Origin of the sequence: Lysobacter alkalisoli (assembly GCF_006547045.1) — a bacterium.
Classification (GTDB): Bacteria; Pseudomonadota; Gammaproteobacteria; order Xanthomonadales; family Xanthomonadaceae; genus Marilutibacter; species Marilutibacter alkalisoli.
On sequence record NZ_CP041242.1, the window covers coordinates 2,566,162 to 2,588,682 of the forward strand.

20 protein-coding genes and 2 pseudogenes are annotated in these 22,521 nt (G+C 66.7%); 14 read left to right on the top strand and 8 right to left on the bottom strand.

The features are described from left to right. Positions 1–8: 8 nt before the first annotated feature. Complete coding sequence (gene murJ / locus FKV23_RS11225) at positions 9–1,550, bottom strand: murein biosynthesis integral membrane protein MurJ (protein WP_141623918.1); 1,542 nt, start codon at positions 1,548–1,550, stop codon at positions 9–11. 196 nt (positions 1,551–1,746) lie between these two features. Between murJ and rpsT the strand changes: the two genes are divergently transcribed. After that, the gene (rpsT, locus tag FKV23_RS11230; protein ID WP_141623919.1) at positions 1,747–2,016 is read left to right on the top strand and encodes a 30S ribosomal protein S20; all 270 of its coding nucleotides are present in this window, start codon (positions 1,747–1,749) and stop codon (positions 2,014–2,016) included. A gap of 481 nt (positions 2,017–2,497) precedes the next feature. Here rpsT and cgtA read toward each other — a convergent pair whose 3' ends face one another. The 3 genes from cgtA to rplU all read right to left on the bottom strand — a co-directional run bounded on the left by cgtA (position 2,498) and on the right by rplU (position 4,229). After that, the gene (gene cgtA, locus FKV23_RS11235) at positions 2,498–3,574 is read right to left on the bottom strand and encodes an Obg family GTPase CgtA (protein ID WP_141623920.1); all 1,077 of its coding nucleotides are present in this window, start codon (positions 3,572–3,574) and stop codon (positions 2,498–2,500) included. A gap of 70 nt (positions 3,575–3,644) precedes the next feature. Then, on the bottom strand, positions 3,645–3,905 hold the full coding sequence (rpmA, locus tag FKV23_RS11240; RefSeq protein ID WP_141623921.1) for a 50S ribosomal protein L27: 261 nt from the start codon (positions 3,903–3,905) through the stop codon (positions 3,645–3,647). A 12-nt stretch (positions 3,906–3,917) separates the two neighbouring features. Further along, positions 3,918–4,229, bottom strand: a complete 312-nt coding sequence (gene rplU / locus FKV23_RS11245; RefSeq protein ID WP_141623922.1) for a 50S ribosomal protein L21 — start codon at positions 4,227–4,229, stop codon at positions 3,918–3,920. Positions 4,230–4,582: 353 nt separating this feature from the next. Here rplU and uvrA point away from each other — a divergent pair, with 353 nt between their 5' ends. From uvrA to FKV23_RS11270, 5 genes are all read left to right on the top strand, one after another. Further along, the gene (gene uvrA, locus FKV23_RS11250; RefSeq protein WP_141623923.1) at positions 4,583–7,516 is read left to right on the top strand and encodes an excinuclease ABC subunit UvrA; all 2,934 of its coding nucleotides are present in this window, start codon (positions 4,583–4,585) and stop codon (positions 7,514–7,516) included. Then, complete coding sequence (locus tag FKV23_RS11255) at positions 7,513–7,797, top strand: hypothetical protein (RefSeq protein WP_141623924.1); 285 nt, start codon at positions 7,513–7,515, stop codon at positions 7,795–7,797. The genes uvrA and FKV23_RS11255 overlap by 4 nt, the downstream gene beginning before the upstream one ends. Beyond that, complete coding sequence (locus tag FKV23_RS11260; RefSeq protein ID WP_141623925.1) at positions 7,794–8,171, top strand: acyl-CoA thioesterase; 378 nt, start codon at positions 7,794–7,796, stop codon at positions 8,169–8,171. Before FKV23_RS11255 ends, FKV23_RS11260 begins: the two co-directional genes overlap by 4 nt. A gap of 312 nt (positions 8,172–8,483) precedes the next feature. Next, the gene (locus FKV23_RS11265) at positions 8,484–9,830 is read left to right on the top strand and encodes a DUF4139 domain-containing protein (RefSeq protein WP_141623926.1); all 1,347 of its coding nucleotides are present in this window, start codon (positions 8,484–8,486) and stop codon (positions 9,828–9,830) included. After that, on the top strand, positions 9,827–10,591 hold the full coding sequence (locus tag FKV23_RS11270) for an enoyl-CoA hydratase/isomerase family protein (protein WP_141623927.1): 765 nt from the start codon (positions 9,827–9,829) through the stop codon (positions 10,589–10,591). The genes FKV23_RS11265 and FKV23_RS11270 overlap by 4 nt, the downstream gene beginning before the upstream one ends. Positions 10,592–10,633: 42 nt before the next feature. Here the strand turns inward: FKV23_RS11270 and FKV23_RS11275 are convergent, their stop codons facing one another. The 3 genes and pseudogenes from FKV23_RS11275 to FKV23_RS11285 all read right to left on the bottom strand — a co-directional run bounded on the left by FKV23_RS11275 (position 10,634) and on the right by FKV23_RS11285 (position 13,166). Continuing rightward, the gene (locus FKV23_RS11275) at positions 10,634–11,509 is read right to left on the bottom strand and encodes a sulfurtransferase (protein ID WP_141623928.1); all 876 of its coding nucleotides are present in this window, start codon (positions 11,507–11,509) and stop codon (positions 10,634–10,636) included. Further along, positions 11,506–12,332 (bottom strand): annotated as a pseudogene (locus FKV23_RS11280) (NUDIX hydrolase). The gene FKV23_RS11275 and the pseudogene FKV23_RS11280 overlap by 4 nt, the downstream one beginning before the upstream one ends. A 147-nt stretch (positions 12,333–12,479) precedes the next feature. Beyond that, entirely contained in the window at positions 12,480–13,166 is a 687-nt protein-coding gene (locus tag FKV23_RS11285) for an FKBP-type peptidyl-prolyl cis-trans isomerase N-terminal domain-containing protein (RefSeq protein WP_141623929.1), read from the bottom strand. A gap of 266 nt (positions 13,167–13,432) precedes the next feature. Between FKV23_RS11285 and FKV23_RS11290 the strand changes: the two genes are divergently transcribed. From FKV23_RS11290 to nth, 3 genes are read left to right on the top strand one after another with little or no spacing between them, the layout of a single operon-like run. Beyond that, positions 13,433–14,215: an enoyl-CoA hydratase/isomerase family protein gene (locus FKV23_RS11290; protein WP_141623930.1), complete on the top strand. Its 783-nt coding sequence runs from the start codon at positions 13,433–13,435 to the stop codon at positions 14,213–14,215. 5 nt (positions 14,216–14,220) lie between these two features. Then, positions 14,221–14,598 (top strand): hypothetical protein, encoded by a 378-nt coding sequence (locus FKV23_RS11295; protein WP_407067675.1) that lies wholly within the window; start codon positions 14,221–14,223, stop codon positions 14,596–14,598. Beyond that, complete coding sequence (gene nth / locus FKV23_RS11300) at positions 14,598–15,320, top strand: endonuclease III (RefSeq protein ID WP_141623931.1); 723 nt, start codon at positions 14,598–14,600, stop codon at positions 15,318–15,320. The genes FKV23_RS11295 and nth overlap by 1 nt, the downstream gene beginning before the upstream one ends. A 325-nt stretch (positions 15,321–15,645) precedes the next feature. Here the strand turns inward: nth and FKV23_RS11305 are convergent, their stop codons facing one another. After that, positions 15,646–16,944, bottom strand: a complete 1,299-nt coding sequence (locus FKV23_RS11305) for an OprO/OprP family phosphate-selective porin (protein ID WP_167285177.1) — start codon at positions 16,942–16,944, stop codon at positions 15,646–15,648. A gap of 238 nt (positions 16,945–17,182) precedes the next feature. On the opposite strand from FKV23_RS11305, the gene pstS (FKV23_RS11310) reads away from it, so the two are divergent. The 5 genes and pseudogenes from pstS (FKV23_RS11310) to pstB all read left to right on the top strand — a co-directional run bounded on the left by pstS (FKV23_RS11310) (position 17,183) and on the right by pstB (position 22,413). Next, entirely contained in the window at positions 17,183–18,268 is a 1,086-nt protein-coding gene (gene pstS / locus FKV23_RS11310; protein ID WP_407067676.1) for a phosphate ABC transporter substrate-binding protein PstS, read from the top strand. A 252-nt stretch (positions 18,269–18,520) separates the two neighbouring features. Next, a pseudogene (pstS, locus tag FKV23_RS11315) lies at positions 18,521–19,620 on the top strand (phosphate ABC transporter substrate-binding protein PstS). 120 nt (positions 19,621–19,740) lie between these two features. After that, the gene (gene pstC / locus FKV23_RS11320; protein ID WP_141623934.1) at positions 19,741–20,712 is read left to right on the top strand and encodes a phosphate ABC transporter permease subunit PstC; all 972 of its coding nucleotides are present in this window, start codon (positions 19,741–19,743) and stop codon (positions 20,710–20,712) included. Continuing rightward, positions 20,712–21,563, top strand: a complete 852-nt coding sequence (pstA, locus tag FKV23_RS11325) for a phosphate ABC transporter permease PstA (RefSeq protein WP_141623935.1) — start codon at positions 20,712–20,714, stop codon at positions 21,561–21,563. Before pstC ends, pstA begins: the two co-directional genes overlap by 1 nt. Beyond that, positions 21,556–22,413 carry a phosphate ABC transporter ATP-binding protein PstB gene (gene pstB / locus FKV23_RS11330; protein WP_208543160.1) on the top strand — a complete coding sequence of 286 codons (858 nt, stop codon included), beginning with the start codon at positions 21,556–21,558 and terminating at the stop codon, positions 22,411–22,413. The genes pstA and pstB overlap by 8 nt, the downstream gene beginning before the upstream one ends. The last annotated feature ends 108 nt before the right edge of the window (positions 22,414–22,521 follow it).

Below are 22,521 nucleotides of genomic sequence, written 5' to 3' on the forward strand. Positions count from 1 at the left end.
CGTCGGACTCAATGCCGCAGATGCCGCGGCCGCAACCCCAGCAGGGCGAGGGTTCCGCCGTAGGCCAACGCACCGGCCGCCACCGCCGTCAGTAGCCAGATCCAGCGCCAGGCCATGTCCAGAGCCGCCCAGGTCCCGACATGGGCGCGGACGGCCAGCACCGCAGCTGTCATCACCAGCGTGGCGATGACGATCCTGAACAGCCAGCGCCCCCAGCCGGCCGCCGGCCGATAGACCCCGTCGCGACGCAACCACCGCCACAACAAGGCGGCATTGACCACCCCGGCCACCGCGGAGGCAGCGGCAATGCCCACATGCGCCTCGGCCACACCCAGCTTCCACATCGGGGTGACCAGGACGACGATCAGAACCACGTTGACGATCACGGTGATGATCGCCGCGCGCATCGGCGTACGGGTGTCCTGGCGCGCGTAGAACGCCGGCAGCAACACCTTGCTGAGCATGAAGGTCGGAATTCCCGCACTCATCGCCACCAGCGCCACGCCAACCATGCGGGTGTCCTCGGCGGTGAACTCGCCGCGCTGGAACAGCGAGGCGGTCAATGGCTCGGCCAACAACGCCAGCCCCAGCGCCGCCGGCACGCCGATCAGCAGCACGACGCGCAACCCCCAGTCCAGCGATTTCGAATAGCCATCCTCGTCCTTGGCCGCGTGATGGCGCGACAGCTGCGGCAGGATCACCGTGCCGACCGCGACCCCGAACAGCCCCAGCGGCAGCTCGGTCAGGCGGTCGGAGTAGTACAGCCAGGACTGTGCCGCCGGCACCAGCAGCGAGGCGAACGCGGTGCCGACCAGCAGGTTCACCTGCGCCACCGAGGACGAGAAGATCGTCGGCAGCATCAGCCGGCCGACCTTGCGTACGCCCTCGTGGCGGAAGTCGAAGCGCAACCGCGGGCGGATGCCGAGCCGGCCCATTGCCGGCCACAGCACCAGCACCTGCAGGACGCCGGCCGCCAGCACGCCCCAGGCCATCGACGCCTCCGGCAACTCCAGCCGTCCAGCCAACAGCAGCATGGCGGCGATCATCGCCAGGTTATGCAACACCGGGGTCAGCGCCGGCAGGCCGAAGTGACGGAAGCTGTTGAGCACGCCGCCGGCCAGCGCCGTCATCGAAATGAACACCAGATACGGAAAGGTGATCCGCAGCATGTCCGCCGCCAGCGGCACGGTGCCGGCATCGGTGCTGGCGAACACCAGGAACAGCTTGGCCACCCACGGCGCCGCCAACATGCCGAGCCCGCTGACGATCACCACCGACGCGAACAGCGCGCCGGCGACGTGGTCGAGCACGTCCTGCATCGCCTTCCGGTCGCCCTTTTCCTTCAGCTCCGACAGCACCGGCACGAATGCGGACGAGAACGAGCCTTCGGCGAAGATCCGGCGCAGGTAGTTGGGGATGCGGTAGGCGACGACAAAAGCGCTCATCGCCGGTCCGGCGCCGAACAGGCTGGCGGTGACCGCGTCGCGCAGGTAGCCGGCGATGCGCGAAATGAAAGTCATCGCGCTGAATATGGCGCTGGAGCGCAGCATGCCGCGCTGGCGTGACTTCCCGGGCCGGGGCGGGTCGCTGCCTTCCTGAATGGAGTTATTGCCCAATCGAATCCCCTTGGTCGTCGCGGTTGACGCAAGCCACTGAATTGACCATAATTTCCTGTCTACTTGCTCGGTTCAAGCCCTGCAAGCTTCATTTCCAGCTCCAATTGCCAAACTATTCCAGGATTCCGTCGTGGCCAACATCAAGTCCGCCAAGAAGCGCGCCAAGCAGACCGTCGTGCGCAACGCCCGCAACGCCAGCCAGCGTTCGATGCTGCGCACCTACGTCAAGAAGGTGCTCAAGGCCCTGGGCGAGAACGACGCCGCCGGCGCCGAAGCCGCCTTCACCGCTGCCCAGCCGATCCTCGATCGCTACAGCGCCCGTGGCCTGATCCACAAGAACAAGGCCGCCCGCCACAAGAGCCGCCTGAACGCCCGCATCAAGGCGCTCAAGGCTGCCTGAGGCAGGCTACTCCTCCGGCCCTTTCGGCTGGCGGATGAAAGACAGAAACCCGGCTTCGGCCGGGTTTTTGTTTGGCAGGATTGCCTGTGGGGAAGACGGAGGCCATGGGGTTTGCGGGACACGCTGTGAACCCCCGCTTCGCGGGTCCGGCCCTCGCGTGCAGCGCTCGAGCGTTCGGCAGCGCGCGAAGCAGTGCTTCGCAAACGCGCTGCCTCACCCATGGGCGCTCATCGTCGGCCTCCTGCCTCCGAAGGTCCCGCAAACCCCATGGCCACCGTCTTCCTGGACACGTTCCCGGCGCTTTGAACAAAGAACAACCGAAGTCCAAGCCTCCACGCTCGCGAAAGGCGCTGACCGGCGGGGTGGGTGTTGCGGAGAGTGGACCAAGGATGGTCCACGACCCGATTTTGAGACAGGACGTTGATATGAGGGCGGAGCAACACCCACCCCGACGGGCGGCGCCCCCTCCGAAGCCGACAGCCTATGCTGAACTGTCATCCCGGGCCTCGGCTTCCGCAGTCGCTTCGGCCGCTTCCTCCACCAGCCGGTCGAAGAACGCCATCACGTCCTTCATCACCGGCCAGGTGCCCTCGCGGCTGATCGCCGAGACCTTGTACCAGCGGTCCTTCCAGGCCAGCTCGTCGATGATGGCGCGGGCAGCCTCGTCCTGCTCCTCTTCCAGCAGCAGGTCGGCCTTGTTGAGCACCAGCCAGCGTGGCTTGGCCAGCAGCTCCGGGTCGTGCTTCTCCAGCTCGCGCTCGATCGCCCTTACCTGCTCGGCCGGGCTCACGCCGTCGACACCGCCTTCCATGGGCGCCATGTCGACCAGGTGCAGCAGCAACCGGGTGCGCTGAAGGTGCTTGAGGAACTGGGTGCCGAGCCCGGCGCCGTCGGCCGCGCCCTCGATCAGCCCGGGAATGTCGGCGATCACGAAGCTGCGGTGAGGCTCCACGCTGACCACGCCGAGATTGGGATACAGGGTGGTGAACGGATAGTCGGCCACCTTCGGCGTCGCCGCCGACACTGCGCGGATCAGGGTGCTCTTGCCGGCGTTCGGGAAGCCGAGCAGGCCGACATCGGCCAGCAACTTGAGCTCCAGCCGCAGCGCGCGCTCCTCACCGGGCAGGCCCGGCAGGGCCTTGCGTGGAGCGCGGTTCACCGAGCTCTTGAAGTGCATGTTGCCGAGCCCGCCCTTGCCACCCTTGGCGACCAGCAGGCGATCGCCGTGGCGGGTCATGTCGCCGATCACTTCGTCGGTGTCGACATTGATGACCACGGTGCCGACCGGCACGGTGATGATGGTGTCCTCGCCGCCCTTGCCGTACATCTGCCGGCCCATGCCGTCCTGGCCGCGTTGGGCACGGAAATTCTTCTGGTGACGGAAGTCGACCAGGGTGTTGAGGTTCTCGGAGGCTTCCAGCCAGACGCTGCCGCCGTCGCCGCCGTCGCCACCGTCCGGACCGCCGAGCGGGATGAACTTTTCGCGGCGGAAGCCGACGCAGCCGTTGCCGCCGTTGCCTGCGATGACCTGGATTTCAGCTTCGTCGACGAGTTTCATGTCAGGAATTTTCTTCGAAAACGAAAAGCCCCGCCGAAGCGGGGCCTCTCATGCAACGCCGTACGCGCGATTACTCCGCGGTGACGACGCTGACAGTGCGGCGCTTCTTCGGACCCTTGGTCGAGAACTCGACCTGGCCATCGACCAGCGCGAACAGGGTGTGGTCGCGGCCGAGGCCGACGCCCGGACCCGGGTGGAACTGGGTGCCGCGCTGGCGGACGATGATGTTGCCGGCCTCGATGGCCTGGCCGCCGTAGATCTTGACGCCCAGGTACTTCGGGTTGGAGTCGCGGCCGTTGCGGGTGGAGCCTACGCCCTTTTTATGTGCCATGACTGCTTCTCCTTACTTGCCGGCGATGCCGGTGATTTCGATTTCGGTGTAATGCTGCCGGTGGCCCATCTGCTTGCGATGGTGCTTGCGGCGGCGGAACTTGACGATGCGCACCTTGTCGGCGCGGCCGTGGCCGATGACCTTGGCGGAAACGGTGGCGCCCTTGACCTCGTCGCCGACCTTCACACCATCGCCGTCGCCCAGCATCAGGACGTTGTCCAGCTTGATCTCGCTGCCGGCTTCGACATCGAGCAGCTCGACGCGCAGGGTCTCGCCCTGCATCACGCGGTACTGCTTACCGCCGGTGACTACAACTGCGTACATGACCAGATTCCTCTGTAGTTATTTTGGTCGCTGCCGCCCAATGCGGGGCGGACAGAAGCGGAATTCTAGCCGCAACGCCGCCCCCGCGCAAACCCGCTCCGGCCCGCCCGACGGGCCCGAGGCGTCAACCTGAACGCAGCAGGGCCCGCCGTTCAGGCAGCCGTGGCAGCGGCGCGGACGGATCGGATCGGAACTCCGGGACCGAGGCCATCACTGCTGACACCATGCTGGCCGCAATTCTCTTCTCCGGATTTGCCCCCAAATCAGCCAGCCGATACGCTCAGCTGTTCGCCGCCGTGTCGGGCGGCTCCCCCACAGATGTTGCTCCACGACCCTGCAGGCCCCCACCACGCATGGATACCATCCGCATCCGCGGCGCGCGGACGCATAACCTCAAGAACGTCGACCTCGACCTGCCCCGCGACAAACTGATCGTGATCACCGGGCTGTCGGGCTCGGGCAAGTCGTCGCTGGCGTTCGACACCATCTACGCCGAAGGCCAGCGCCGCTACGTCGAGTCGCTGTCGGCCTACGCGCGGCAGTTCCTGTCGGTGATGGAGAAACCCGATGTCGATCACATCGAGGGCCTGTCGCCGGCGATCTCGATCGAGCAGAAGTCGACTTCGCACAACCCTCGCTCCACGGTCGGCACGATCACCGAGATCTACGACTATCTGCGCCTGCTCTATGCCCGCGTCGGCACGCCGCGCTGCCCGGACCACCATTACCCGCTGGAGGCCCAGACCGTCAGCCAGATGGTCGACCAGGTGATCGCGCTCGCAGACAAGCCCGGCTCCACCGATGGCGATCATGCAGGGCAGCGCTGGATGCTGCTGGCGCCGGTGGTCCGCGATCGCAAGGGCGAGCATGCCCAGGTGTTCGAGCAACTGCGCGCGCAGGGCTACGTGCGTGTCCGCGTCGATGGCGAAGTGCACGAGATCGACGCGGTGCCGCCGTTGGCCCTGCGCCAGAAGCACACGATCGAGGCCGTGGTCGACCGCTTCCGCCCGCGCGAGGACATGAAACAGCGCCTGGCCGAGTCGTTCGAGACCGCGCTCAAGCTCGGCGACGGCATGGCCTCGGTGGCCTCGCTCGACGATCCCGAGGCGGAGCCGCTGCTGTTCTCCTCGCGCTACAGCTGTCCGGTCTGCGACTTCGCCCTGCCCGACCTGGAGCCGCGGCTGTTCTCGTTCAATGCTCCGGCCGGTGCCTGCTCGCACTGCGACGGCCTCGGCGTGGCGCAGTTCTTCGACCCGACGCGGGTGGTGATCCATCCCGAACTCGGATTGTCCGCCGGCGCGGTGCGCGGCTGGGATCGCCGTAACGCCTACTACTTCCAGATGATCCAGTCGCTGGCGAAGCACTATGACTTCGACGTCGACACCCCATGGCAGGCACTGCCCGAAAACGTGCGCAACGCAGTGCTGTTCGGCAGCGGTGAGGAGCAGATCGCCTTCACCTACCTGACCGATGGAGGCAGCCGCACCCAGCGCAAGCACCGCTTCGAGGGCATCGTGCCCAACCTCGAACGCCGTTACCGCGAGACCGAGTCGTCGGCGGTACGCGAGGAACTGTCCAAGTACATCAGCGAGCGCCCCTGCCCCGAATGCGGCGGCGCACGCCTGAACCGCGCTGCGCGCAACGTGTTCGTCGCCGAGCGCCCGTTGCCCGAGATCGTGGTGATGCCGGTCGACGAGGCACTGGCGTTCTTCCAGGCACTGGAGCTGCCGGGCTGGCGTGGCGAGATCGCGGTCAAGATCGTCAAGGAGATCGCCGACCGGCTGCGCTTCCTGGTCGACGTCGGCCTCGACTACCTCACCCTCGAACGCAAGGCTGACTCGCTGTCCGGCGGCGAGGCGCAGCGTATCCGCCTGGCCAGCCAGATCGGCGCCGGCCTGGTCGGGGTGATGTACGTGCTCGACGAGCCTTCGATCGGGCTGCACCAGCGCGACAATGAGCGCCTGCTTGGCACACTGACCCGACTGCGCGACCTCGGCAACACGGTGATCGTGGTCGAGCACGACGAGGACGCGATCCGGATGGCCGACCACATCGTCGACATCGGCCCCGGCGCCGGCGTGCACGGCGGCGAGATCATCGCCCAGGGTCAGCTGCAGGACGTGCTGGAGGCACCCCGCTCGCTGACCGGCCAGTACCTCAGCGGGCGCAAACGGATCGAGATCCCGGCCAAGCGCAACAAGCCCAATCCCAAGGCGATCGCGCACCTGCGTGGCGCCTGCGGCAACAACCTCAAGGATGTCGATCTCGGCATCCCCGCCGGGCTGCTGACCTGCGTCACCGGCGTATCCGGTTCGGGCAAGTCGACCCTGATCAACGACACCCTGTACGCGATCGCGGCGAACGAACTCAACGGCGCCTCGCAGACCGCGGCGGCGCATGCCTCGGTCGAGAACATCGAGCTGTTCGACAAGGTGGTCGACATCGACCAGTCGCCGATCGGTCGCACCCCGCGCTCCAACCCGGCCACCTACACCGGTCTGTTCACTCCGCTGCGCGAGCTGTTCGCGCAGGTGCCGGAGTCGCGCGCACGCGGCTACGCGGCCGGCCGATTCAGCTTCAACGTCCGCGGCGGCCGCTGCGAGGCCTGCCAGGGCGACGGTCTGATCAAGGTCGAAATGCACTTCCTGCCCGATGTCTACGTACCCTGCGACGTCTGCGGCGGCAAACGCTACAACCGCGAGACGCTGGAAATCCTCTACAAGGGCTACAACATCCACGACGTGCTGGAGATGACCGTCGAGGACGCACTGGAGCTGTTCGAGAACATTCCGGCGATCGCGCGCAAGCTCGAAACCCTGATCGACGTCGGCCTGAGCTACATCAAGCTCGGCCAAAGCGCGACCACGCTGTCCGGCGGCGAGGCGCAGCGTGTGAAGCTGTCGAAGGAATTGTCGCGCCGCGACACCGGCCGCACGCTGTACATCCTCGATGAGCCGACGACCGGCCTGCACTTCCACGACATCGAGCACCTGCTCGCGGTGCTGCACCGGCTTCGCGACGACGGCAACACGGTGGTGGTGATCGAGCACAACCTGGACGTGATCAAGACCGCCGACTGGATTGTCGACCTCGGCCCCGAAGGCGGCCACCGCGGCGGCCAGATCATCGCCACCGGCACACCCGAGGAGATCGCTGCCATGCCCCATTCGCACACCGGCCGTTTCCTCGCACCGTTGCTGGAGATCGCCAATGACGGGGCTGCCAATCCAGCCTCCGCCCCCCCGGCACGTCGCCGCGCACCCCGCAAGAAGAAAACCACCGCATGAGCGAACGTACCGGCGACAAGGCCGACACCTCCCCGCAACCTGCCGGCTCGGCGACCAGGCCGACGGCGAAAAAGGGTGCCGCGAAGAAAGCAGCGCGCAAGACCGCGACACGCAAGCGGACCGGCGCCAAGGCCAAACCGGACGCGACAACACCTGCCAGGGCCGTCCAGACTCCCGACGAACGGAAAGCGGACACCGCACCGTCCCGGGGCGACAAGACGCCCGTCCCCCTGTCGACGCGGCTGCTGCACGGCCAGTCGTTCTGCTGCGCACGCCGATGACGGTGCGCTGGAGCGATCTCGACGCCTTCAATCACGTCAACAATTCGAGGTACCTGACGTTCCTGGAAGAAGCACGCCTGTGCTGGATGATCGGCGTGCCGGGCCAGGGGCTGGAAGATGGCGTGGCACCGGTGGTCGCCGCCGCCCACCTCAACTACCGGCGCCCGATCGAGTGGCCGGCCAATATCGCGATCGAGCTGTTCGTCGAGCGCCTTGGCAACACCAGCCTGAGCATCGGCCATCGCATCGTCGACGAGGGCAACGACGACACGCTGTACTGCGACGGCAACGTGGTGATGGTCTGGATCGACCGCGCCACCGGCCAGGCCGCGCCACTGCCCGACGCCGTGCGCGAGGCCTGCTCGACAGGGTAAGGAGTACGTTTCCAGCAAACACGTTTCCGCTGCAGGCTCTATGATGGCCGCAAGGTCGTGTACGGAGTCCGAGATGCGTCGCCCACAGCAATCCCTGCCGCTGATCGTCGTCTGCCTGCCAGCCGCCTGCCTGCTCGCGGCATGCTCCCCCTCCGGGCCACCCGACGGCGCCCCGCCTGCCAGACCCTCCGTCGAGACAAGCGCGCCGACCGACAGCGAAACCACGACCACTGGCGGTAGCGTCGGCACCCGCCTGACGGTCTACAGCGGCGACTACGAAGCCCTCGGGACAGCATCCCGGCCCGCTCGGGCATGCCCGGGTATGCCCTCGTCGATCGCAATCTGCGCTACGAGCTCGCCGCCGGCAGCAACGCGATCAGTGCCAGCAATGTGCCTCCCTCGATGGACGTGGAAGCAGCGTTGCTTCGCCCCGAGAGCGGAAACGTCAACATCATCGGCCAGCGCTACGTGGCCGCATTGTCGGGGACCGATGACGTCCTCGGCCGTGCCATCGGCCGCCGGGTCACGGTGGAGCACACGGCCGGCAGCGCAAAGCAGACCGACAGCGGCATTCTGCTCGCCGCCAGCGACGGCCTCAGCCTCGCGCTCAACGATGGCCGCATCAAGGTCATCCGCGATTACGACAACTTCAGCATCGCTGCCACCGGCAACACCCTGCCGCGCGAAGCGAACCTGCAGTGGACGGTGGAGGCCGAACAGGCCGGCGATGCCAGCTTCGTGCTCAGCTACCCGATGAGCGGCATGGCGTGGCGGGCCGAGTACCTGGCCACGATCGCGCCCGGCGCCGACTGCAGCCTGGCCTTGGACGGCGCCGCGCTGGTGATCAACCGCTCCGGCGTGGGGTTCGACAATGCCAATCTGACCCTGGTGGCCGGCCAACCTGCACGCGCCCGCCAGAGCGGGTACATGGGTGACCGCTACCGCGCGGAGGTCGCGGCCGACTTCGCGATGGCTGCAGCGGCTCCGCCGATGCCGGTCGTCCGCGGTTCGGGCGAGTACCACGCCTACGTGGTGCCGGGCACGAGCCGGGTCAGCAACGGTGCGGTCGAGCGGCTGCCGCTGTTCGCGCCGCGCCAGGCCGTCGCCTGCTCGCGTGACTACGTAACCGATGCCGGGACCAGCGACTGGACGCCACCGCGCCCCATGCTCGCCCCTGACCAGCGCGGCCTGACCGGCAGCATGCCGGTCAATGTCAGCGTGTCGTTCGACAATGATCGTGAAGCCGGACTCGGCCAACCGCTGCCGGCCGGTCGCGTGCGTGTGTTCGACGGCAGCGACTTCCTCGGCGAATCGATGCTCGGCCACACCCCTGCCGGCAACGAGGTCCGGCTGCGGGTCGGCAAGGCGTTCGACATCACCGCCGACCGCGAAGCGACCGCCTTCAATGTCGACAACAACCGTCGCCGCATCACCGAGTCGTTCGCGGTCACCGTACGCAATGCCAAGGACGAAGAGGTCACCGTGCGTGTGCTCGAACCGATGCAGCGCTGGCGCGACTGGGAAATCACCGCCAGCAGCCTGCCGGCACAGAAGAAGGATGCACAGAACGTGGAATTCGAAGTGCCGGTGCCGGCCCAGGGCGAAACCCGCCTGACCTACACGGTCCGTTACCAGTGGCCGGAGGGCGTGCGCCCATGAACGGCGAGCTGGTCGAAACCCTCCATCACGGCGAGGTGACCGAGCTCCGGCTCGCGCGGGCGCCGGTCAATGCTCTCGACCCGGCCCTGTGCGACGCCCTGCGCGGGGCTGTGGCCGCGGCGGTAGAGGACGGCGCGCACGGCATCGTCCTCAGCGGTGGTCCCAAGGTGTTCTCCGCCGGCCTCGACGTGCCCTATCTGTTGTCGCTGGGCGATGACAAGGCGGCACTGAAAGCCGCCTGGGAATCGTTCTTCACTGCCGCCGAGGCGCTCGCCGCATGTCCGGTGCCGGTGGCGGCGGCGATCGCCGGTCATGCCCCGGCCGGCGGCTGCGTGCTGGCGCTGTGCTGCGATTATCGGGTAATGGCATCGGGCCCATTCCGGATCGGCCTCAACGAGACCCGGGTCGGCCTGGTCGCGCCGGAAGGTATCCAGCGGTTGATGCGCCGCGTGGTCGGTCCGTACCGCGCGGAGCGACTGCTGGTCGCCGGCGAGATGGTCGATGCGCAGCAGGCGCTGGACTTCGGCATGGTCGACGAACTGGCCGATATCGACACGGTCGCACAGCGTGCGCGGGATTGGCTGGAACAGTTGCTGGCGCTGCCGCGCGAGGCGATGCTGCAGACCCGTGCGATCGCCCGCGCCGACATTGCCGCCGCATTGGAACCGGAACTGATCCAGCTCGATGTCTTCATCGACCGCTGGTACGACGAGGGCACCCAGCAGGCGTTGAAAGCGCTGGTCGCCAGCCTGGGGAAATAAGGTTCTTCTCCCATGCGCGGGGATCTCCGAAGAGAAGCGGACTCAGTCCCCCGTCGCGACCGGCCGTGCCGGATCCTCGATCCAGCCGCTCCAGGAACCGGTGAACAGACGCGCCCCGGGCAGGCCGGCGTGCGCCATCGCCAGCAGGTGGTGGCACGCGGTCACACCCGAGCCGCACATCGCGACCAGTTCGCGTGGCTCGCGTCCAGCCAGCAACGTTTCGAATTCGAGCGCGAGCACGTCGGCCGGTTTCGCCATGCCGTCGACCAGGTTGGCCGCGAACGGCCGGTTGAGCGCGCCCGGTACGTGGCCACCGACGCGATCGATCGGCTCGACCTCGCCACGGAACCGCTCGGGGGCGCGCGCGTCGACCAGCAGGCCGCCGGTGTCGAGATGGGCCTGGACCTGGCCGGCATCGAGCAGCAGGTCCGGATCGAAGCTGCCGGAATACGGAGCCTTCGGAGCAACAGGCGCAGGCTCACCGGCCTCGACCGGCAAGCCGAGCGCCTGCCAGTGCTGCCAGCCGCCGTCGAGTACGGCGACCCGCGAATGGCCGAGCGCGCGCAACAGGAACCACAACCGTGCCGCGGCCAACGCACCGCCAGCGGCGTCGTAGGCCACCACCTGGCTCGACGGCGAAATGCCCCATGCGCCGAGCCTGGCGGTGAAGTCGGCAGCATCCGGCCACGGATGGCGGCCGTGCTCGATCTTTCTCCGGTCGGACAGGTCGCGGTCGAGATGCGCGTATCGCGCGCCTGGAATGCGAGTCTGCCGCCACGCCACCTCTCCGACATCCGGGGCAGCCTGTTTGACTGCCAATTCGAAGCGCGCATCGACCACGACGAGATCGTCACGACCGAGCGCATCGGCCACCTCCACGGCGGAAACCCAGCTGCTCCACGCACCGCCCATCGTCATACTCCGGTTCGCGCCTGCGTCAGGCGCTCGCGCAGGTTCAGCAGCATCGAGGCTGTCGCGCCCCATATGCGCTGTTCAGGGTAGCGAAACTCGAGTACCTCGCGACGACGGCCGCCGAAATGCATCTCCTGTCGGGTCAGATTGACCGGGTTCATCAGGTAGCGGAGCGGGACCTCGAACGCCTCGGCGACCTCGGACGGGTCCGGACGCGGCACGAAACCGCCGGCAATGCTCGCCACCACCGGCGTCACCCGGAACCCGGTAATGGTCGCAAGCGGGTCCAGGAAACCCAGCGGTCTCACATTGCCCGGCGGCAATCCGATTTCTTCATGCGCCTCGCGCAGCGCGGCGGCGACAACATCCGGATCGCCGGTTTCGATCCGCCCTCCCGGGAAGCTGACCTGGCCAGCGTGGTTGCGCAGGCCGGCGGTGCGGCGGGTGAGCAGGACGTGGGTCACGCCGTCACGCGGCACCAGGCCAACCAGCACAGCGGCTTCGGCAGCCGGCACGTCCGGGGGAAGCAGATCGCGGATCTCGTCGATGTTCCATCCCGATCCGGCCGGCGGCGCGGTGAGCGGATGCAGAGCGGCATCCAGCCCCGGGCAGTCCTGTGGCCAGGTTCCGGGCACCGGCGCGCTCACCTGCGACTGGTCTCCCGCTCGGGCAGGGTCGTTTCCATCATGCGGAGACGCTCATCGTCGTTCATCTGCGGCCAGCGTGCGATCTCGTCGGAGGTACGGTAGCAGCCTTCGCAGACACCTTCCTCATCGAGACTGCACACCCCGATGCAGGGGCTGAGGACGGCACGGAACGGGTAATTCATGAGGCGCTTCTTAAACAAGGCCGCCCGCGTTTTGTGCGGGCGGCGAAGTCAACGTCAAAGTCGAAAGCTGGATCCCGGGCAAAAAAAAGCATGCCGGGATGACGATCTGGCAAAGCCGTGCGCGCAAAGCGCGCACGGGCCAAATCGTCACTTGACGGTGGCGAGCTTGATTTCGAACTGGACAGCGACGTTCGGCGGGAACGGGGTCCGCGGGTCGGCACCGTATGCCTTGTCCGGCGGCAGGGTCACTTCCCACTTGGAGCCGGCCGGCATCTGCAGCAGCACCTCGCGCATGGCCGGCATCTCGATCTCGCTCAGCTTGATCTCGGGGATGTTCTGCGCCGGGCGCGCCGGGTTCGGACGTTCGCCCCAGGCGTACGGGCCGGCGACCTCGAGGCCGACAGTGCTGGCCTGGGTCGGCTTGGCACCGTTGCCGGTCTCGATCACGCGGTACTGCACGCCGCTGGGCAGGGTCTGCACGCCGCTCTTGGCCCGGTTCTGGGACAGGAAGGTGTCGCTGCGGCTCTTGTTCTCGGCCGAGGCCTTGTCCCACTCGGCCTTGGCCTTGGCGGTCTGACGCTGCTGCATGTTCTGCACTGCGGTACGCAGCTGGTCGACCGGTACCGCCGGATCCTTCTTCGCGTAGCCGTCCTGCAGGCCCTTGATGATGGTGTTGATGTCGACGGCTTCACCGCTCTCGACGGCGTTGCGGCCCAGGTCATAGCCCAGCGCGTAGCTCAGCTTGCCCTGCTCCGAGGACGTGTCCTGGGCAGCGGCAGCGCTGGCGGCGAGGACCAAGGCAGTCGTGGCAACTGCGAGAAAACGCAACTTCATTCGGTAAAACCTCCGATATGTGGCGCGGAACCGGGCGGATCGCCCATACGACATGACGACCGCTCAAGTACCGGTCTTGGGGTCCGGACGGACACACGAGGCTTGCCCGGACGCGCTAGGATACCGGCGCCGCGGCTTAACCGCCACTGACGCCACCAGCTGTGACCGGACATGGCCGACCGAGTTCCCGCCGCTGATGCCACAGCTCCCACCGTGCGCACAAAACCGGACTTCGTTCACCTTTCGCCCTGCCAACACCTATTCATATGTCTGAGATTCCATTGCTGATCCGCCGCGAAGGCTCTGTCCTCGTCATCACCGTCAACCGTCCCGACAAGCTGAACGCACTCAACGCCGCCACCCTGGACGCGCTGGATGCCGCGTTCGCCGCGGCGGCGGTCGATGACCAGGTCCGTGCCGTCGTGCTGACCGGAGCCGGACCCAAGGCCTTCGTCGCCGGCGCCGACATCGCCGAGATGAACACGCTCACCCCGGTGCAGGGCCGCGATTTCTCGCTGCGAGGGCAGCGGATGATGCGCCGGGTCGAGAGAATGCCCAAGCCGGTGATCGCGATGATCAACGGCTTCGCCCTCGGCGGTGGGCTGGAACTGGCGATGTGCTGCCACCTGCGCATCGCCGCCGATACCGCGAAGGTCGGCCAGCCGGAGATCAACCTCGGCCTGATCCCGGGCTTCGGCGGCAGCCAGCGCCTGCTGCGCCTGGCCGGCCGTGCCGCCACGCTGGAACTGTGCCTGCTCGGCGCACCGATCGATGCCGCGCGCGCGCAGGCACTGGGCATCGTCAACCGGGTGGTGCCGGCGGCCGAGCTCGAAACCGAGACGATGAAGATCGCTGCCCAGCTGGCCGGCTCGGCGCCGCTGGCGCTGCGCGGCATCCTCGACTGCATCGACGTCGGTGGCGAGTGCGGGATCGAGGAGGGGCTGGAGTACGAGGCCAGCCAGTTCGGGCTGATCTTCTCCACCGACGACATGCGCGAAGGCACCAGCGCCTTCCTGGAGCGCCGCAAGCCGGCGTTCAAGGGCGCGTGAGCCGAATCTGCTCCGGCTGCGATTGCGGTGATGCCGGCGCTACGGCTGTGCATGCCGTGATCGAGGCGCTGCTCGCAGACGATCTGGATCGCGCGATCGACCTGGGCCTGATGACGGTCGCGCCCTGCCCCGGCTGCTCGCCTGCCTGCCGCGGGAAGCTGACCGATGCCCGCGCCGCCCGCGAGCGCGCCCTCGCCGCGCGCGAGCGTTTCCGCAACCGCCAGGCCCGGCTGCAGCGCCTCGCCGAAGAACGCCGGGAGCGCCGCGAGAAAACCGCGACCGCTTCACAACCGGCGCCCGGCCGCACCCGCCCGCCTCTGCCCGACGCGGCGGCGGCGGCGCTGGCTCGGGCCAGGGCCCGTGCCGCGGAGCGGGGACGCTGATGGCCGGGACGACTTCGCGCAAGGTCGCCGCACGCAACGCACCTGCGAGGAAACGCGCCACCCGTCGGGTCTCCAAGCTCAAGCCGGCCGAGGTGGTCGAACTGTTCGAACGGCTGAAATGGCTGAACCCGAAGCCGACCACTGAGCTGGAATTCAGCACCCCCTACGAACTGCTGGTGGCGGTGACGCTGTCGGCACAGGCGACCGATGTCGGTGTCAACAAGGCCACGCGCAGGCTGTTCCCGGTCGCCAGCACGCCGCAACAGATCGCCGCGCTCGGTGTGGAGGGGCTCAAGCCGTATATCTCGACCATCGGCCTGTACAACACCAAGGCCGCCAACGTGGTGGCGATGGCGCAGCAGCTGATCGAGAAGCACGGCGGCGAGGTGCCGCGTGACCGCGAATCGCTGGAAGCCCTGCCGGGCGTCGGCCGCAAGACCGCCAACGTGGTGCTCAACACTGCATTTGGCGAGCCGACGATGGCAGTGGACACGCATATCTTCCGCGTCTCCAACCGAACCGGGCTGGCGCCGGGCAAGACCGTGCGCGCGGTCGAGGACGCGCTGCTGGCAACGGTGCCGCCGGAGTTCCTGCACGATGCGCACCACTGGTTGATCCTGCACGGCCGCTACGTCTGCAAGGCGCGCAAGCCGGATTGTCCGCAGTGCGTGATCCGGGATATCTGCAAGTTCAAGGACAAGACGCCAGGCAAACCGACGTAGCCGATTCAAAACAAGACTCTTTTCCCTATTGCGGGATTGTCTGCGGGGAAGCCAGCGGCCATGGGTTTGCGGGACACGCCGCAAGTACGTCCATGTAGGCTCTTCCGAAACATCCATGTTTCGGAAGGTCCCGCAAACCCATGGCCACCGGCTTCTGGACACGCGGCCGGCGCTCGAACAAAAAGCCAGCCGAAGTTGCGAACCCCCACTCCGCCGGACGGCGACTCTGGCCGAAGCCGGCATCCCCGGAAACGGGAGAAACAAAGAAAAAACGCCCCCGCTGTAAACGGGGGCGCCGGCTTCGACAGCGAGAGAGGCGAAGCGCCTAGAAGCTGAACTGCGTGCGGACGGCGTACTGCCCGGTCTTGTCGCCGGTGAACTCGTTGTCGCCCTTGGTGTAGTTGAACATCACGCGCACGTTCGGGGTGATGTAGTAGTTCAGGCCGAGGATGTACGAACTGACCTCGAGATCGGACACATCCTTGTTCTCGATGTTGTCGTAACGCGCGGTCAGCTCCCATGCGCCCGTGTCGCCCACCTTGGGCGAACCGAACACACCGTTGCCGGCCTTGTACGGCTTGTGCTCGCCGGTCAGGAACCAGCTGCCCATCACATACCAGCTCTCCACATCCTGGCTGGCGCCCAGCGGCGCGCCGAATTTGGCCTTGGCGTATTCGGACTGGAAGAACAGCGGGCCGAACGCACCGGCGAATTCCAGCCCGAACGAATCCACTGAATCGCCGCTGGCACCGGTGGTGGTGGCGATGGTCTGCGACGGACCGCGACGACCGGCGTAGGCGACCGCCGCCCGCATGTCTCCCGAACCCTTGTTGGCGTTCTCGTGACTGACAGACAGGCCAAGGTGCAACGTGTTGTCGTCGTCGTTGATCGGCGCGAAGGTCGCACGCGCCGCCGCGCCCATGCCTTCGTTGCGCGGACCGCTGGCGTTGCGGGTGTTGTACACGGTCGCACCGAAGGTGTAGTTGTCGCCTCCGGTCAGGTAACCCAGACCCTGCGCGAACTGGCGGCCGCCGTACAGGCCGCTGGCCGAGGAGAACGGGCGCTCCATCATCGTGATCTCGTTGGAGCTGGTCAGCTCCTCCATCGAGCGGTACGGCTTGAAGTGACCGATGGTCCACTTGCCGCCCAGGCCGCTTCTGGCAATGAACACGTCGCGGTAGCCGTCGGTGGTGCTGCCGGCCGAGAAGTCCTGCTCGACCTTGTAGTCCCAGCCCAGCGCCTTGCCGGACAGGGTCAGGCGGGTGCGGCGGAACTCGGTGGTGCCGGTGGTGCTGGCCTCGTCGCGGTCAAAGGCGTAGGCATCGAAATGGATGCGGCCGCCGAGCGAAGCCTCGTACTTCTTGTCCGCGGAGGTGACCTTGAAACCACCCTTGGTCTCGACCCTGGCCGAACCTGTGTTCAGCGTGTCCAGCTTCGCGGCGGTATCGATGTTGACGTCCGACTGGGCGTCGGTGCGGCTTTCCAGTTCGGTGACCTTGGCCTGCAGCGCCTCGATCTGGGCCTTGAGCTGGGCCAGTTCCTGATCGCTGGGGGCCGCGGCGGCCGAGAAGCTGGCGCTGCCAATGGCGACGGCGATGGCAGTTGTCAGGATGGAAGAACGCATGGAATCCGGCTCCATTGAATATGGTGAATACGGTGGGAGGTACTGGGCTGCTGTCCAGGGACAGCCGCACGATGGTCGAAGCACATATGAAGACGGCGCACAGCGTGCGAAACAAATCTGACAGGAAGATGTGGTTTACATGACACTTCAGTGACGCACCCGCACCACAGGCTGGTCGGAGCGGCCACCCGGTCACCGAACCGCCACATGACCGACGCGGGATTGAAACACGATGGCGATGCAATTCCCGCAGGAGCAGGCCCAGCCCCGGGCCGGTCCGTGTCATCACTCCAGGGAGCCATCCGTGTTCAAATCCTTCACCCTTCGCGCCGCCACCGTCGTGCTCGCCTCGGCCGCGGCCGTCAACGCGCATGCCGCCGACATCACCGGCGCCGGCGCCACCTTCATCTATCCACTGTTGTCCAGGTGGTCGGCAGACTACAACCAGGCCACCGGCCACAAGATCAACTATCAGTCGATCGGATCGGGCGGTGGCATCGCCCAGATCAAGGCCCGCACCGTGGACTTCGGCTCGTCCGATGCGCCGTTGAAGTCCACCGAACTGGCCAGGCACGGGTTGGCCCAGTTCCCATCGGCGATCGGCGGTGTGGTGCCGGTGGTCAACATCCAGGGCGTGCAGGCCGGTGCGATGAAGCTCGACGGCGAGGTCCTCGCCAACATCTTCCTCGGCAGGATCACCAAGTGGAACGACCCGGCCATCGTCGCGCTCAACGGCGGCATCGACCTGCCGGACATGAGGATCACCGTCGTCCACCGCTCCGACGGTTCGGGCACGACCTTCAACTTCGCCAACTATCTGTCCAAGGTCAGTCCGGAGTGGAAGACCCGGGTCGGCGAAGGCACCGCGCTCAACTGGCCGGCCGGCGTCGGCGGCAAGGGCAACGAGGGCGTGGCCGCCTACGTCAAGCAGATCAAGGGCGGCATCGGCTACGTCGAGCTGGCCTATGCACTGCAGAACAACCTGTCCTACCTGCGCATGAAGAACGCCGCCGGCAACTTCGTCCTGCCCAACAGCGAAAGCTTCGCCGCTGCCGCCGCCAGCGCGGAATGGACCACGGCCAGGGACTTCGACCTGGTCATGACCAATGCCCCGGGCGAAAACGCCTGGCCGATCGCCGCGACCAACTTCATCCTGATGTACAAGCAGCCCAAGGATGCCGCGCGCTCCAGGCACGCCAAGGACTTCTTCCGCTGGGCCTACAACAACGGCCGGACCCAGGCCGAGTCGCTGCACTACGTGCCGCTGCCGCCCGAGCTTGTCCAGCAGATCGAAGCCTACTGGGCCGAGAACATGAACTTCTGATCCGTACCCCCTTGCCACCTTCCGGAAAGCGGGCCCAGTGCCCGCTTTCTGCTTTCTGGAATGCCGGTGCCCGGGCAAGCCCGGCCAGGCCCCACGCCAGCAGCGCCAGCCCGGCGGCGGCCCGTGCGCCTGTCGGGCCTCTTCACTGACAAACATGAACGGGGCCGCGGTGTCATCGTGATGTAACAAAAACATCATTTCATAGGCACGCCCGCTGGCCGCATGGCCGGCACTACCCTCATGGAGTCCCGCATGAAAGTCACGCCGGCCCGTATCGCCGTCCTTTCCATTGCCATCGCATTGGCCACTGCCGCCTGCCAGCCAGGCAGCGACACCGCTGCGCCGACTGCCGGCACCGATGCCGCTCCGACCGCGGACGCCCCTGCCGCCCGCGACAAGATCAGTGTGGAGATCACCGGTGCCGGCGCGACCTTCATCTATCCGCTGCTGTCGAAGTGGTCCGACGACTACAACAAGGCTACCGGCGCCAAGATCAACTACCAGTCGATCGGTTCGGGCGGCGGCATCGCCCAGATCAAGGCCGGCACCGTCGACTTCGGCTCGTCCGACAAGCCGTTGCCGCCGGAAGAACTGGCCGAAGCCGGCCTGGCCCAGTTCCCGTCCGCGATTGGCGGCGTGGTGCCGGTGGTCAATCTAGAGGACATCGCGCCGGGCGAATTGCGCCTGACCGGCCCCTGATCGCCGACATCTACCTCGGCAAGGTCAGCAAGTGGAACGACCCGGCGATCGCCGGTATCAATCCCGGCCTGGCCCTGCCCGACGCCAAGATCACCGTCGTGCACCGCTCCGACGGTTCCGGCACCACCTTCAACTGGGTGAACTACCTGTCCAAGGTCAGCACCGAGTGGGAGAGCAAGGTCGGCGAAGGCACCTCAGTCAGCTGGCCGACCGGCGTCGGCGGCAAGGGCAACGAAGGCGTGGCCGCCTACGTGAAGCAGATCAAGGGCTCGATCGGCTATGTCGAACTGGCCTACGCCACCCAGAACGACATGGCCTACACCTCGATGCAGAACGCCGCCGGCAACTGGGTGCGCCCGAGCGCCGAAGCCTTCCAGGCCGCGGCGGCCAGTGCGGACTGGGCCAACTCCAGCGACTTCAGCCTCATCATCACCAATGCCGAGGGTGCGGATGCCTGGCCGGTCGCCGCCACCAACTTCATCCTGATGTACAAGGAGCCGAAGAACGCCAAGCGCTCGCAGGACGCGATCGACTTCTTCACCTGGGCGCTGGAGAACGGCGGCCCGCAGGCCGACGAGCTGCACTACGTGCCGCTGCCCAAGCCGCTGGTCGAGCAGATCGAGGCCTACTGGGCCGCCGAGATCAAGCTGTAAGCACGGGCATCCGCAACGCGCCGCCCCCTCGTCGGCGGCGCGTTGCGGACCAGCCCTCGCGATGGCGGCCGCGACCGCCGGCATGCACGACCTCTTCCCTACCCGGCTTCTGGCTTTCCGATGAACGCTACTACCCTGCCCACCACCGCAGCGAGCCAGCGCGACGCACGCGACCTGCGGGCCGATCGCGGTTTCCGCTGGCTGGTTACCGCCGCCGGCGTTTTCGTCCTGGTTTCACTTGGGGCGGCCGCGCTTTCGATGCTGTGGGGCGGGCGTGCAGCCTTCCAGAAGTTCGGCCTCGAATTCTTCTGGCGCGATGCCTGGAACCCGGTACTGCAGGATTTCGGCGCGCTGGTGCCGATCTACGGCACCCTGGTCACCTCACTGATCGCGATGTTGATCGCGGTACCGGTCAGCTTCGGTATCGCCATGTTCCTGACCGAGATCGCGCCCAAGTGGCTGCGCGGACCGGTCGGTGCCGCGATCGAGCTGCTGGCCGGCATTCCCTCGATCATCTACGGCATGTGGGGCCTGTTCGTGCTGGTGCCGTTCCTGGCCGAGCACGTCTACCCCTGGGTCAACGACAACATGGGCGAGCTGCCGCTGGTCGGCGCGCTGTTCTCCGGGCCGCCGCTGGGGCTGGGCATGGGTACGGCCGGCTTGGTGCTGGCGATCATGGTGATCCCGTTCATTTCCTCGGTGATGCGCGAGGTGTTCCTGACCGTGCCCGGACAGCTGAAGGAATCGGCCTATGCGCTGGGCTCGACCAAGACCGAAGTGGTCTGGGATGTGGTCCTGCCCTACACCCGCTCGGCGGTGATCGGCGGCATCTTCCTCGGGCTCGGGCGCGCGCTGGGTGAAACCATGGCGGTGACCTTCGTGCTCGGCAACGCGCACCGGCTCATCGTCTCCCTGCTCGAACCCGGCAACTCGATCGCAGCGACCATCGCCAACGAGTTCGCCGAGGCCGATTCGCCCATGTATCTGTCCTCGCTGATCGCACTCGGCTTCGTGCTGTTCATCGTGACCTTCGTGGTGCTCACGATCGCGCGCCTGATGCTGCGCCAGCTGGCCAGAAAGGAAGGCAACTGATGAGCGCCTCGCTGTACGGTATTCGCCGCGCCAAGAACATCATCGTCCAGACCCTGGCGATCGCAGCCACCGTTTTCGGCCTGTTCTGGCTGGTCTGGATCCTGATCACCACCCTGGGCAAGGGCATCGACTCGCTCAACCTGGCCCTGTTCACCCAGATGACGCCGCCGCCCGGCAGTTCCGGCGGCATGCTCAATGCCTTCTTCGGCAGTTTCGTGTTGAGCATGCTCGGCATCGCTTTCGGTGCGCCGATCGGTGTGCTGGCCGGCACCTACCTGGCCGAGTACTCCGCCACCAGCTGGATCGGGGGAACGGTGCGGTTCGTCAACGACATTCTGCTGTCGGCGCCGTCGATCGTGCTCGGCCTGTTCGTGTATACCCTGGTGGTGGCGCAGATGGGTCACTTCTCCGCGCTCGCCGGCGGCATCGCCCTGGCCTTCATCGTGCTGCCGGTGGTGGTGCGCACCACCGACGAGATGCTGCGCCTGGTCCCGACGCAGATGCGCGAAGCGGCACTGTCGCTCGGCGTCCCGCAGTGGAAGGTGATCGTGCAGGTGCTGTACCGCTCGTCGCTGCCCGGCATCGTGACCGGCATCCTGCTCGCCCTGGCCCGTATTTCCGGCGAAACGGCGCCGCTGCTGTTCACCGCGCTGAACAACCAGTACTGGACCAACGACATCATGTCGCCGATGGCGAACGTACCGGTGGTGATCTTCCAGTACGCCATGAGCCCGTACGAAAACTGGCATACCCTGGCCTGGGCCGGTGCCTTCATCCTGACCATGTTCGTCCTCGTCGTCAGCCTGCTGGCCCGCACCATCGTGCTACGCAACAAGTTGACCCATGACTGACCTTTCCCTGGATCCCGCCATGAACGACGTCGCCAGCGGCGCTCCCGCCCAGCGCATCAACACCGTGACCCCGGGTCGCGACACCCTGCCGCCCGCCCCGGTGAAGCTGGAGGCGCGCGGGCTGGACTTCCATTACGACAAGTTCCATGCGCTGAAGGGCATCAACCTTGAAGTTCCGGAGAAGCGCGTGACCGCGCTGATCGGACCCTCGGGCTGCGGCAAGTCGACCCTGTTGCGCGTGTTCAACCGGATCTACGCGCTGTATCCGAAGCTCGAAGCCAGGGGGGAAGTGCTGCTCGACGGCGAGAACATCCTGGCGCCGAAGTACCCGATGAACCGGCTGCGCAGCAAGGTCGGCATGGTGTTCCAGAAGCCGGTGCCGTTCCCGATGACGATCTACGAGAACGTCGCCTATGCCATCCGCCATCACGAGCGGCTGTCGAAGTCGGAGATGAACGACCGCGTCGAACAGGCATTGCGCCAGGGCGCGCTGTGGGACGAGGTCAAGGACAAGCTGAACCAGAGCGCGCTGGGGTTGTCCGGCGGCCAGCAGCAGCGTCTGTGCATCGCCCGCGCGGTCGCACTGCGTCCGGACGTGCTGCTGCTCGACGAGCCGACCTCGGCACTGGACCCGATCTCCACCAGCCGCATCGAGCAGCTGGTCGAGGAGCTCAAGCACGAGTACACCATCGTCATCGTCACCCACAACATGCAGCAGGCCGCGCGCGTGTCGGACTACACCGCCTTCATGTACCTGGGCGACCTGATCGAACACGGCGAGACCGAGCAGATCTTCTCGGCGCCGGGCAAGCAGCAGACCGAGGACTACATCACCGGTCGTTTCGGGTGAGACGAGCTGTTTGCGCGGCACTGCCGCGCAGCTCGCCGAACGCCCGGCCACGGATGGCCGGGCCGGGCGATCCGAAGCCACGACCACAACGCCATGGACGGCTGCGAC